Here is an 11,668-nt window from a genome sequence, read left to right as displayed (position 1 = left end):
AAGGGAGAGAACAATGACGCTGCGGGTTTCGGGCAAGAACATCGACATCGGCGAGGCATTGCGCGGCCAGGTGGAGGAGCGTGTGGCCAGTGTCATCTCGAAATATTTCGAGGGCGGGCACGCAGGCCACGTGACGGTCGCCAAGGAGGGGACGGGTTTCAGGACCGAATGCGTGCTTCACCTCGCCTCGGGCATCACGCTCGAGGCCTCCGGCATGGCGCATGACGCCTATCTGAGCTTCGACCAGACCGCCGAGCGCATCGAGAAGCGGCTGCGGCGCTATAAGCGCCGCCTCAAGGACCGTCAGGCGGCCAATGGCGTGGTCAACGGTGCTCCGCAGGACATGTCGGCCTATGTACTCGAAGCGCCGGGTGACGAGGAGGACGAGAGCGGCCCGGACTTCCACCCGGTCATCGTGGCGGAATCGACCAAACAGCTGCATGTGCTGTCCGTCAGCGACGCGGTGATCGAGCTCGATCTGACCGGAGCGCCGGTCGTCGTGTTTCGACACGCTGGCAGTGGACGCCTGAACGTCGTATACCGGCGCCACGATGGGACCATCGGCTGGGTCGATCCGCCGGCCGACGGCACCGCTGACAAGGCCTGACGTGTGCCGACGGGCTGGACCTTTCCAGCCCAATGGCCGCGCACCCGCGTGTTGAGATATGGCTCTGACCGATTTGCTTTCGCCTGAGGCCGTCCTGCCGGCGCTCAAAGTCAACGGCAAGAAACAGGCTCTTCAGGAGCTGTCCGCGCATGCGGCCGAGCTGACTGGCCTCGACGAGCGCGACATCTTCGAAACGCTGCTCCAGCGCGAGCGCCTTGGCTCCACCGGCATCGGCGACGGCATTGCCATTCCGCATGGCAAGCCGGCCAGGATCGACCGGCTGTTTGGCCTCTTCGCGCGGCTCGAACGGCCGATCGACTTCGAGGCCCTCGACGGCCAGCCGGTCGACCTCGTTTTCCTGCTGCTCGCGCCCGAATCGGCGGGTGCGGATCATCTCAAGGCGCTCGCGCGCGTCGCCCGCATCCTGCGCGAGCCGGACGTGCTGGAGCGCATCCGCGCAACCCGCGACCCGGCGGCACTCTTCGCCATCCTCACCCAGGCGCCGAGCGTCGCCCACCAGCCGAGCGAATAGCTCTCACGGCCGCCACAGCCGTCGTTCCCATTCCATCGCATAGCGCTCGGGCGCGCGGCCGATGGCGGCGAGCCCATAGAGCACAGCGTCCGGCGTCGTGACGAGCCGCACGGGAATGGCCTTCGCGAAGGCCGCGACCGGCGGCTTGTCGGCGAAGGCGGCCACGAAGGCCGGCGCGTCGATCAGCGGCGCGAGCCGGGGCAGAATGCCGCCGGCGAGATAGACGCCGCCCGCCGCGCCGAAGGTCAGCGCCATGTCGCCGGCAAAGCGCGCGACGAGCCGCAGGAAAAGCACCACCGTCTCCCGACACTCCCCGTCCTGGCCGGCGAGCGCCCGCTCCACGATCTGCGGCGCCTCCTCGGTCGAACTCTCGCCGCCCGCAACGGCGAGCCGCGCACGGTGCAGCCGGGCGAGGCCCGGGCCGGAGAGGATCGATTCGGCCGTGTGGCGCCCTTCGACCCGCTCCAGGGCCGTCCAGATCGCGGCCTCGGCCGCATCCATCGGCGCGAAGTCCACATGCCCGCCTTCGCTCGGCAGCGGGATGAAGCGCCCGGCCGCCTCCGTCAGGCCGGCGACGCCGAGCCCGGTGCCGGGGCCGAGCACGACCCGCGTCGGCCCGTGCGCCGCGAGGCCAGCGGTCAGGTCGCGCAGGCCGTGCTCCGGCAGGGCCGGCAAGGCGAGCGCCTGCGCCTCGAAATCGTTCAGCAGCAGCCCCTGGTCGAGCGACAGGGCATCGGCGATCTCAGGCCCGTCGATGGTCCAGGTCGCGTTGGTCAGCTTGATGCGCCGGCCGTCGCAAGGGCCCGCGGCGCACAGGATGGCGGAGCGGGGAAAGAGGTCGCCCGCCCGCCCGAGAGCCGCTTCCGCGGCGGCCACCAGGCTGGCATAGGACCCGGTGTGCAGTTGCGCGAGGGGCCTGAGCGGCCCGCCGGGTTCCATCACCACCGCAAAGCGCGCATTGGTGCCGCCGATGTCGGCGACGAGAAGGGGATAGGCGAACATCGGTTTCCTGAGCGTTCCTTGTCCTGCCGATGGCCCCCGATGCGACGGGGGGACGCATTCGCATCTTCCACGCCTTGGAATGATGCGAGAGAGCCATTAGAAGCACGCTCGGGCCGCAGGGTCCACGGCCGTGCCCCTCCCCTCGCCAGATGAGGAACCCCGATGTCCGCCGACGCCGCCTACACGCCGCTCTTCCCCCTCGCCGCCGACGGCACCCCCTACCGCAAAATCGCGAGCGACGGCGTGCGGGTCGAGACCTTCGCCGGCCGCGAGATGATCGTCGTGGAACCCGAGGCCCTGCGCCAGCTGGCCGAGGCCGCCTTTGGCGACATCAATCACCTGCTGCGCCCCGGCCATCTCGCGCAGCTCAAGACGATCCTCGAAGATCCGGAGGCGACAGCGAACGACAAGTTCGTCGCCTATGACCTCCTCAAGAATGCGAACATCGCGGCGGGCGGCATCCTGCCCATGTGCCAGGACACGGGCACGGCCATCGTCATGGGCAAGAAGGGCCGGCGCATCTGGACGGACGGCGATGACGAAGCCGCCCTCGCGGCGGGCATCCGCGACGCCTATCTCAAGCGCAACCTGCGCTATTCCCAGCTCGCGCCGCTCTCCATGTTCGAGGAGAAGAACACGCGCAACAACCTGCCGGCGCAGATCGATCTCTATGCCGAGGGCGAGGATGCCTACAAGTTCCTCTTCGTCGCCAAGGGCGGCGGCTCGGCCAACAAGACCTTCCTCTACCAGGGCACGCCCTCGCTGCTGACGCGGGACAGGCTCCTCGCCTTCCTCAAGGAGAAGATCCTCACCCTCGGCACCGCCGCCTGCCCGCCCTATCATCTCGCCATCGTCATCGGCGGCACCAGCGCCGAGCTCAACCTGAAGACGGTGAAGCTCGCCTCCACCCGCTATCTCGACGGCCTGCCGACCGAAGGCTCGGAGGCGGGACACGCCTTCCGCGACCTCGAGATGGAGGCTGAGATCCATCGGATGACGCAGAAGCTCGGCGTCGGTGCCCAGTTCGGCGGCAAGTACTTCTGCCACGACGTGCGCGTCATCCGCCTGCCGCGCCACGGCGCCTCGCTGCCCATCGGCCTCGGCGTCTCCTGCTCGGCCGACCGGCAGGCCAAGGGCAAGATCACGCGCGACGGCGTCTTCCTCGAGCAGCTCGAGACGAATCCCGCCCAATATCTGCCGGAGGTCGATGAGGCGGCACTCGGCGGCGAAGTGGTCAGGATCGACCTGACCCGGCCGATGTCCGAGATCCTTGCCACACTCTCACGTCATCCCATCCGCACGCGCCTGTCGCTGACCGGGCCGATGATCGTGGCGCGCGACCTCGCTCACGCCAAACTGCGCGAGCGGCTGGAGCGCGGCGAACCGATGCCGGACTATTTCAGGAACCACCCCATCTACTACGCCGGCCCGGCCAAGACGCCGGAGGGCTACGCGTCCGGCTCCTTCGGCCCGACCACCGCCGGGCGCATGGACGCCTATGTCGACCAGTTCCAGGCCGCCGGCGGCTCCATGGTGATGCTCGCCAAGGGCAACCGCTCGGCACAGGTTCGTGAAGCCTGCCAGAAGCACGGCGGCTTCTATCTCGGCTCCATCGGTGGCCCCGCCGCACGCCTCGCGCAGGACTGCATCAAGAAGGTCGAGGTGGTGGAATATCCCGAGCTCGGCATGGAGGCCATCTGGCGCATCGAGGTCGAGGATTTCCCCGCCTTCATCGTCGTCGACGACAAGGGCAATGACTTCTTCAAAGAGCTGAACCTTGGCTGAGCCGGCCGGCGGCGCCACTCACCCGCGCCGGCGCCAGATACCCGGATAGTCGACGACGAGGCCCGCTTCGTCGACGGTGAGGTCCGCCGTGAAGCCGGTCGCGACACCGTGGTAGCGGAAGCGCCGCGGGGGCTCGCCCCGGTCGAGCCTTGTGTAGACCTGGGCCTCCGGCGTCACCGCGAGGTCCGGCAAGCGGACATAGGCGACGCGAATCTCCCGCGCCTCGTCGGGTGCGAGCCCGAGATTACGGATAGGCAGCGTATTGGTGAAGGGCGAGCCCATCAGGTCGATATCCGCGCAGGATCTGAGATCGAGCCGCTCGACACCGTCGACGCGCCAGTGCCCGTCCGGCTCGCGACCAAGATGGACTTCCCGCCGCGTCGGCCCCTGTTCCAACTGCACCTCGGCGTGGCGAAAACGCCACGCGCGATCGCAGGTCACGAGATAGTGCATACGGAAGGTGCCGCTCTCCAGCGTGCCGGCCACGACACCCTCGGCCACGATCGCCTCAGGCTTTTCCACGAGTCGCAGGTGCTCCTGTCCTGGCGCGTGAAGCCACTCCCAATAAATATCACGCATGGTTCGCCTCCCTCGCGCGGGGCCTCTTGACGTCCCTCGGCGCCTTGTCGCTCCGGTGGCGGCAGCAGGATATGAGACACCGACAAGGGTTCCTTCGACAATGCCCATGTCGCGCAGGCAACGAAAAAGGGCGGCATGCCAGACATGCCGCCCTTTTCTTGCTCCGGGACAATCCGGCTCGGCTTACCGGCCGGTCTTCACCCGGGTCCACAGCCGGGTCAGCGTGCGCTGGGCGCGCTCGTCATAGGCTGTGTTGGTGAAAAGGCGTTTCATCGTCTCGTCATCCGGATAGATGCCGGGATCGTTGCGGATTGCCTCGTCGAGATGCTCCTTCGAGGCGATATTGCCGTTGGCGTAGGCGACAAAGTTGCTGTTCGCCGCAGCGACCTCCGGCTTCATCATGAAGTTGATGAAGGCATGCGCCTCGTCCGGATGCGGTGCATCGGCAGGGATGGCCATCGAGTCGAACCACATCAGCGCCCCCTCCTTGGGGATGACATAGGCGACATTGACGTTGTTCTTGGCTTCTTCGGCGCGGGCCTTGGCCTGCAGGATGTCGCCGGAATAGCCGACGGCCACACAGATGTCGCCATTGGCGAGGGCGTTGATATATTCGGACGAATGGAATTTCTGGATATTGCCGCGCACCTTCACGAGAAGGTCGGCGGCCTTCTGGAAGTCCTTGGCGTCCTTCGAATCTGGATTGAGGCCGAGATAGCCCAGCACGCCCGGGAAGATGTCCTCCGGCGCGTCGAGCATGTGGATGCCGCAGTCCTTGAGCTTGGCCGAGAGCTCGGGCTTCAGCACGATGTCCCACGTGTTGAGCGGGATGTCGCCGAGCCGCTCCTTGACCTTGTCGACATTGATGCCGATGCCGGTCGTGCCCCACATGTAGTTGACCGCGTGCGCGTTGCCCGGGTCGAAGACCCGAAGCCGCTCCGTCACCTCGGGCCACGCGTTCTTCAGGTTGGGGATTTTCGTCTTGTCGAGCTTGGCGAAGATGCCTGCATTGATCAGCCGCTGCAGGAAGGGTCCCGATGGCACCACGATGTCGTAGCCGGACTTGCCGGCGAGCAGCTTCGTCTCGACGATCTCGTTGTTGTCGTAAGTGTCGTAAACGACCTTGATGCCGGTCTCCTTGGTGAACTCCTCGAGCATCTTCGGGTCGACATAATCGGACCAGTTGTAGACGTGGACGGTCTTCTCCTGTGCGGCCGCCGGGACGGCGAGCGCAAGGAGCGGCGCGGCAACGAGTGAGGCAACGAGAGCGCGGACCATTTCCGGGCAGTCTCCCAAGGCGAGATGGAAAGCGAACGCCCAAGGCGAGCGTCCCCGTGAAGGCTAAGCGGTTACGGGCATTTTCTCAACGGCCGAGACCGGCGAGACGCTCGAGCGCGCCGTCGAGCGTCGCGTCCTTCTTGGCGAAGCAGAAGCGCACCACGTTGCGCACCGGATTCTCGTGATAGAAGGCGCTGACCGGGATCGCGGCGACGCCCCTTTCGGCGACGAGCCGCTTGCAGAAGGCAACGTCATCCTCCTCCCCGAGGGGGGTGATGTCGATGTTGATGAAATACGTGCCCTCGCTCGGCAGCACGGCGAGCCCCAAGCTCCTCAGCCCCTCGGTGAAGCGGTCGCGGCTGCGCGCGAAATCGCGCCGCATCCCCTCGAAATAGGCGTCGTCCTTGGCAAGGCCGTAGGCGACCGCGCTTTGCAGGTTGGGCGGCGTCGTGAAGGTGAGGAACTGGTGCGCCTTGGCGAGCACCTTGAGGATCTCGGGCGCCGCCGAGACGAAGCCGACCTTCCAGCCGGTCAGCGAGAAGATCTTGCCGGCGGAGCCGATCTTGACGCAGCGCTCGCGCATGCCGGGCAGGGTCATCAGCGGCAGGTGCCGGCGCCCGTCGAAGACGAGGTGCTCCCACACCTCGTCGCAGATGGCGATGGCATCGAAGCGCTCGCAGAAGCGGGCGAGCAGCTCGAGGTCCTCGCGGGCGTAGACGACGGCGGAGGGATTGAGCGGATTGTTGAAGAGGACGACCTTCGTGCGCTCCGAAAAGGCTGCGGCAAGCGCCTCCTCGCTCAGCCGCCAGTGGGGCGGCTTCAAGGTGACGAAGCGCGGCACGCCGCCGGCCCGGCGCACCAGCGGCAGATAGGCGTCGTACATCGGCTGGAAGAGGACGACCTCGTCGCCCGGTTCGATGAGGGCGAGGAGTGCGCCGGCAATGGCTTCCGTGGCGCCGGAGGTGATCATCACCTCGCTCTCGGCATCGAGGGCAAGGCCCTGATGATGCTGGTAGTGATTGGCGACGGCCTGGCGCAGCTCCGGCAGGCCGAGCATGGGCGGATACTGGTTCCAGCCGTTGACCACGGCATCCGCAGCCATGGCGCGCACGTCGGCCGGGCCCGGATCGTCCGGAAAGCCCTGGCCGAGATTGATGGCCCCGGTCTCGCGCGCCAGGCGCGACATCACCTCGAAGACCGTCGTCGGCAATCCGGCCAGCACTGAATTCATGTGTACAACCCTCGCGAACACGGCAGCCCAGCCGCCGGCGTCGCTTAGCACCGGCGGCGGGCGAGGTGAAGCGATGTGCGCCAGCGCACATCACGATCCGCCGATTTGTGGGGTGCCTTATGACGAAAATTGACATTCATCATCCATCATCTACCTTCGCGGCAGCCGGTCCGGTGGCGTGGCGCGTGGTCCGCTCTCGGTGCCCCCCGATCCACGGGTTCCGTCCCCGGACCGGTCACCCCAAGGAGCCCAGGACCGATGCACCAGTTCTCGTCGCAGCCGGCCGACGGCCGCCTCTCCCGCACGTCGGCGTTCCTCGCCGCCCTGCTCTGCCTTGGCCTTGCGGCCTGCACGGACAGCGCCGCGGAGCAGGAGGCAAAGCCGGACCGGCCGGTGCTCGTCGCCAAGGTGCACTTCGAGGAGATCGTTCCCGAGCGGACCTTCGTCGCCAGCATCCGGCCGCGGGTCGAAAGTGATATCGGCTTTCGCGTGACCGGCAAGGTTGCCCGCCGGCTCGTCCAGGTCGGCGACACGGTGGCCAAGGGCACGCCGCTCGCGGAGCTCGACGAGACAGACCTGCGCCTGCAGGCGGAACAGGCCGATGCCGAGCTCAATGCTGCCCGGACGGCTTTGGCCCAAGCCGAAGCCGAGGAGAACCGCAGCACCGAGTTGCGTCGCCGCGGCTGGGCCTCCGAAGCCGCCTTCGACCGCCAGAAGGCCGCCGCCGCCGAGGCCCGCTCGCGCCTCGCCCGCGCCGAGCGTTCCGTGGAGCTCACTCGCAACAATCTCTCCTATGCCACGCTGACCGCCGACACCGACGGCGTCGTGACCGCGACCCTCGTCGAGCCCGGCCAGGTGGTGGCCGCCGGCCAGACCGCCGTCCGCATCGCTGAGCTTGGCGACAAGGAAGCCGTCGTCGCCGTGCCGGAGGCCTTGCTGTCGCGCGTGCGCCAGGGCGAGGCCTCCGTCACGCTCTGGTCGGACCGCGACCGGCGCTATGCCGCGCGCCTGCGCGAACTCTCGCCGGCGGCAGATCCGACGACACGCACCTATCTCGCCCGCTTCGCCATGCCTGATGCCGGCGACGAGGTGGCGTTCGGCATGAGCGCGACGCTGACCATCAAGGGCGGCACCGGCGAGAAGGCAGCCCGGCTGCCGCTCTCGGCGCTATTCAACCAGGGAAGCGGCCCGGCCCTCTGGGTCGTGGACCGGACGACAGGCGCCGTCGGCCTGAAGCCGGTGAGGGTCGCCCGCTACGACGCCCGCGACGTGCTGGTGACGGAAGGCGTCGCCGAAGGCGACGAGATCGTCGCGCTCGGCGTGCAGAAGCTCGATCCGGCACAGAAGGTCCGCGTCGTCGACGCCCTCGTCTATTGATCCCGCCGGGCCGTCAACGATCACGATTTGAGATGACCGCCGAGAGTCGCACCACCATGCAGCGCTTCAACCTTTCGCACTGGGCGGTGACGCATCAGGCGCTCGTGCTCTTCTTCATCCTCGCGCTCGCCGTCGGCGGCACGATCTCCTACCTGCGCCTCGGCCGGGCCGAGGATCCGTCCTTCACCATCAAGGTCGCCGTCGTCACCGCCATCTGGCCGGGTGCCACCGCCACCGAGATGCAGGCGCAGGTCGCCGACCGCATCGAGAAGAAGCTGCAGGAGCTGCCCTATTTCGACAAGGTGCAGACCTATACTAAGCCCTCCTTCACGGCGATGCAGGTGACGTTCCGGGACAACACGCCGGCGCGCGAGGTGCCGGAGCTGTTCTATCAGCTGCGCAAGAAGCTGACCGATCTCAGGAGTGAGCTGCCAGACAGCCTCATCGGACCGAACGTCAACGACGAATACGGCGACGTCGATTCGGTGCTCTACATGATCACCGGTGCGGGCCTCGATTACGCCCAGATGAAGCGCGTGGCCGAGGCGATGCGCCAGCAATTGCTCAAGGTGCCGAACGTCACCAAGGTCAATCTCTACGGCGTGCAGGACGAGAAGATCTTCGTCGAGTTCAGCCACGCGCGTCTCGCCACGCTCGGCCTCTCGCCGCAGGTGCTGTTCGATTCTCTGCAGCGACAGAACGCGGTGACGCCGGCCGGCACGGTCGAGACGGGCGCCCAGCGCATCCCCCTGCGCGTCACCGGCGCGCTCGACGGGGCGCAGGCCGTTGCCGAGACGCCGGTCGAGGCGAACGGGCGCACCTTCCGCCTCGGCGACATCGCCACCGTCACGCGCGGCTTCGAGGACCCGTCCGACTATCTTGTGCGCCAGCGCGGCGAGCCGGCCGTCGGCGTTGGCGTCGTCATGGCCAAGGGCGGCAATATCCTGAAGCTCGGAGAGGATCTTGACGAGGCGATGGCGCGCTTCACCGCTGCCCTGCCGCAGGGCATCGACATCGAGCGTATCGCCGACCAGCCGCATGTCGTCGACGGTGCCGTCGGCGAGTTCGTCAAGGTCTTCGCCGAGGCGCTCGGCATCGTGCTGCTCGTCAGCTTCCTGTCGCTCGGCTGGCGCACGGGCATCGTCGTCGCTTTGTCGGTGCCGCTGGTGCTCGCCTTCGTCTTCATCGCGATGTACGCGATCGGGCTCGATCTGCACCGCATCACGCTCGGCGCCCTCATCATCGCGCTCGGCCTGCTCGTCGACGATGCCATCATCGCCATCGAGATGATGGTGGTGAAGATGGAGCAGGGCTGGGATCGGGTGAAGGCCGCGTCCTTCGCCTGGACCTCCACCGCCTTTCCCATGCTCACCGGCACGCTGGTGACGGCCGCCGGCTTCCTGCCCATCGGCTTCGCCAATTCCTCGGTCGGCGAATATGCGGGCGGCATCTTCTGGGTCGTCGCCATCGCGCTCGTCGCGTCATGGTTCGTGGCCGTGATCTTCACGCCCTATCTCGGCATGAAGCTTCTGCCCGACTTCGCGGCCAAGATGGCGAAGAAGCACGGCCACGGCATCCACGACGACCCGAACGCCATCTACCACACACCGCTTTACGAGCGCTTCCGCGCCCTCGTGCGCTTCTGCGTGCGCTGGCGCGGGCTCACCATCATCGCGACGGTCCTCATCTTCGCAGGCTCCATCGTCGGCTTCGGCCGGGTGCAGCAGCAGTTCTTCCCGCTCTCCGAGCGGCCCGAGCTCTTCTTCCAGATGCGCCTGCCCGAGGGCACCGCCATCGGCGTCACAGAGGCAACGGCGAAGGAGGCGGAGCGCCTGCTCGCGGGTGACGACGACATCGCGACCTACACGACCTATATCGGCCAGGGCTCGCCGCGCTTCTGGCTCGGCCTCAACCCGCAGCTGCCGAACGAGGCCTTCGCCGAGATCGTCATCGTGGCGAAGGGCGTCGAAGAGCGCGAGCGCATCAAGGCGCGCATTGAGAAGGCCCTTTCGGACGGCGCCCTGTCGGAGGCGCGGGTGCGCGTCGACCGGTTCAACTTCGGCCCGCCGGTCGGCTTCCCTGTCCAGTTCCGCATCGTCGGCCCGGATCCCGACGCCGTGCGCCGCATCGCCTACGAGGTGCGCGACGTCATGCGCGCCAATCCCAACGTCGTCGATCCGCACCTCGACTGGAACGAGAAGACGCCGTCGATCTCGCTCTCCGTCGACCAGGAGCGGGCCCGGGCGCTCGGCCTCAACGTTGCCGACATCGCACAGTCGTTGCAAACGCTCATCTCGGGTGCGCCGGTGACGGTGGTGCGGGACGGCACCGAACGCGTGCAGGTGCTGGCCCGCGCCGTCGCCGAGGAGCGCCTCGACCTCGCGCGCCTGCCCGACCTCACCATCACCACGCGCGGCGGCATCGCGGTGCCGCTCGCCCAGGCGGCGCGCATCGACTACGGCCACGAGGAGCCGATCCTGTGGCGGCGCAACCGCGACATGGCGATCACCGCCCGGGCCGACATCGTCGACGGCATGCAGGCGCCGGACGTGACCAACCAGATCTGGCCCGCCCTCAAGGACATCCGCGACAAGCTCGAGCCCGGCTATCGCCTCGAGATCGGCGGCGCCATCGAGGAATCGCAGAAGGGCAACGCCTCGATCTTCGCGCTTTTCCCCATCATGGTGATCGTCATGCTGACGATCCTCATGATCCAGCTGCAGAGCTTCTCGCGCCTGATCCTCGTCTTCCTCACCGCCCCGCTCGGCATCGTCGGCGCCTCGCTCGCCCTCAACGTCTTCGACAGGCCTTTCGGCTTCGTGGCGCTGCTCGGCCTCATCGCGCTCGCCGGCATGATCATGCGCAACACGGTGATCCTGGTGGACCAGATCGAGACCGACGTCGCCGGCGGCCTCGCGCGCCGCGAGGCCATTGTCGAAGCGACGGTGCGCCGGGCCCGGCCGGTGATCCTGACGGCGCTCGCCGCCATCCTCGCCATGATCCCGCTGTCCCGCTCCGCCTTCTGGGGGCCGATGGCCATCACCATCATGGGCGGGCTGTTCGTCGCCACCTTCCTCACCCTGCTCTTCCTGCCCGCGCTCTACGCGCTATGGTTCCGCAAGCATCTCGACGAGCGCGGCGGAGCCGCGGAGGAAGAGGCGGCCAAGGAGATGCAGGGCACGCTGCCGCTGCCCATCGCGGCAGAATAGGCGGTTTTCCCAAGATCCAGGAGCGACGCTCGCTGCCCCTCCCCCCGCGGGGAGAGGAAAAGCGGCGG

The 11,668-nt window shown here is 67.5% G+C and carries 9 protein-coding genes; 5 read left to right on the top strand and 4 right to left on the bottom strand.

All coding sequences use genetic code 11. The features are described 5' to 3' along the window. Positions 1 to 13 precede the first annotated feature (13 nt). Positions 14 to 607 carry a ribosome-associated translation inhibitor RaiA gene (gene raiA / locus P2T65_RS00185; protein WP_055457737.1) on the top strand — a complete coding sequence of 198 codons (594 nt, stop codon included), beginning with the start codon at positions 14 to 16 and terminating at the stop codon, positions 605 to 607. Positions 608 to 665: 58 nt separating this feature from the next. After that, positions 666 to 1,139 carry a PTS IIA-like nitrogen regulatory protein PtsN gene (gene ptsN, locus P2T65_RS00180; RefSeq protein WP_063185565.1) on the top strand — a complete coding sequence of 158 codons (474 nt, stop codon included), beginning with the start codon at positions 666 to 668 and terminating at the stop codon, positions 1,137 to 1,139. A 3-nt stretch (positions 1,140 to 1,142) separates the two neighbouring features. Here the strand turns inward: ptsN and P2T65_RS00175 are convergent, their stop codons facing one another. Continuing rightward, a complete protein-coding gene (locus P2T65_RS00175; protein WP_276198966.1) occupies positions 1,143 to 2,141 on the bottom strand; it encodes a glucokinase in 999 nt (332 codons plus the stop codon). 162 nt (positions 2,142 to 2,303) lie between these two features. On the opposite strand from P2T65_RS00175, the gene P2T65_RS00170 reads away from it, so the two are divergent. After that, complete coding sequence (locus tag P2T65_RS00170) at positions 2,304 to 3,926, top strand: fumarate hydratase (RefSeq protein WP_055457740.1); 1,623 nt, start codon at positions 2,304 to 2,306, stop codon at positions 3,924 to 3,926. 18 nt (positions 3,927 to 3,944) lie between these two features. On the opposite strand, the gene P2T65_RS00165 is transcribed toward P2T65_RS00170, so the two are convergent. The 3 genes from P2T65_RS00165 to P2T65_RS00155 all read right to left on the bottom strand — a co-directional run bounded on the left by P2T65_RS00165 (position 3,945) and on the right by P2T65_RS00155 (position 7,014). Continuing rightward, positions 3,945 to 4,505 carry a putative glycolipid-binding domain-containing protein gene (locus P2T65_RS00165; protein ID WP_071924147.1) on the bottom strand — a complete coding sequence of 187 codons (561 nt, stop codon included), beginning with the start codon at positions 4,503 to 4,505 and terminating at the stop codon, positions 3,945 to 3,947. 183 nt (positions 4,506 to 4,688) lie between these two features. Further along, a complete protein-coding gene (locus tag P2T65_RS00160; protein ID WP_055457742.1) occupies positions 4,689 to 5,783 on the bottom strand; it encodes a polyamine ABC transporter substrate-binding protein in 1,095 nt (364 codons plus the stop codon). Between the two features lie 85 nt (positions 5,784 to 5,868). Continuing rightward, complete coding sequence (locus tag P2T65_RS00155; protein WP_071924149.1) at positions 5,869 to 7,014, bottom strand: aminotransferase; 1,146 nt, start codon at positions 7,012 to 7,014, stop codon at positions 5,869 to 5,871. A 258-nt stretch (positions 7,015 to 7,272) separates the two neighbouring features. On the opposite strand from P2T65_RS00155, the gene P2T65_RS00150 reads away from it, so the two are divergent. Together P2T65_RS00150 and P2T65_RS00145 are read left to right on the top strand one after the other, a co-directional pair. After that, complete coding sequence (locus P2T65_RS00150; RefSeq protein WP_055457744.1) at positions 7,273 to 8,391, top strand: efflux RND transporter periplasmic adaptor subunit; 1,119 nt, start codon at positions 7,273 to 7,275, stop codon at positions 8,389 to 8,391. A gap of 56 nt (positions 8,392 to 8,447) precedes the next feature. After that, positions 8,448 to 11,600 carry an efflux RND transporter permease subunit gene (locus P2T65_RS00145; RefSeq protein ID WP_276199174.1) on the top strand — a complete coding sequence of 1,051 codons (3,153 nt, stop codon included), beginning with the start codon at positions 8,448 to 8,450 and terminating at the stop codon, positions 11,598 to 11,600. The last annotated feature ends 68 nt before the right edge of the window (positions 11,601 to 11,668 follow it).

The organism is Chelatococcus sp. XZ-Ab1 (genome assembly GCF_029309855.1).
Lineage (GTDB): Bacteria > Pseudomonadota > Alphaproteobacteria > Rhizobiales > Beijerinckiaceae > Chelatococcus_A > Chelatococcus_A sambhunathii.
The sequence above is the reverse complement of the archived record's forward strand: the minus strand, read 5'-3'. Positions and strand labels throughout refer to the sequence as shown.

Coding starts and splice junctions, on each gene's coding strand:
- P2T65_RS00170 (WP_055457740.1), top strand. CDS start 2,304: ATGTCCGCCGACGCCGCCTACACGCCGCTCTTCCCCCTCGCCGCCGAC.
- P2T65_RS00150 (WP_055457744.1), top strand. CDS start 7,273: ATGCACCAGTTCTCGTCGCAGCCGGCCGACGGCCGCCTCTCCCGCACG.
- P2T65_RS00175 (WP_276198966.1), bottom strand. CDS start 2,141: ATGTTCGCCTATCCCCTTCTCGTCGCCGACATCGGCGGCACCAATGCG.
- raiA (WP_055457737.1), top strand. CDS start 14: ATGACGCTGCGGGTTTCGGGCAAGAACATCGACATCGGCGAGGCATTG.
- P2T65_RS00160 (WP_055457742.1), bottom strand. CDS start 5,783: ATGGTCCGCGCTCTCGTTGCCTCACTCGTTGCCGCGCCGCTCCTTGCG.
- P2T65_RS00155 (WP_071924149.1), bottom strand. CDS start 7,014: ATGAATTCAGTGCTGGCCGGATTGCCGACGACGGTCTTCGAGGTGATG.
- P2T65_RS00145 (WP_276199174.1), top strand. CDS start 8,448: ATGCAGCGCTTCAACCTTTCGCACTGGGCGGTGACGCATCAGGCGCTC.
- P2T65_RS00165 (WP_071924147.1), bottom strand. CDS start 4,505: ATGCGTGATATTTATTGGGAGTGGCTTCACGCGCCAGGACAGGAGCAC.
- ptsN (WP_063185565.1), top strand. CDS start 666: ATGGCTCTGACCGATTTGCTTTCGCCTGAGGCCGTCCTGCCGGCGCTC.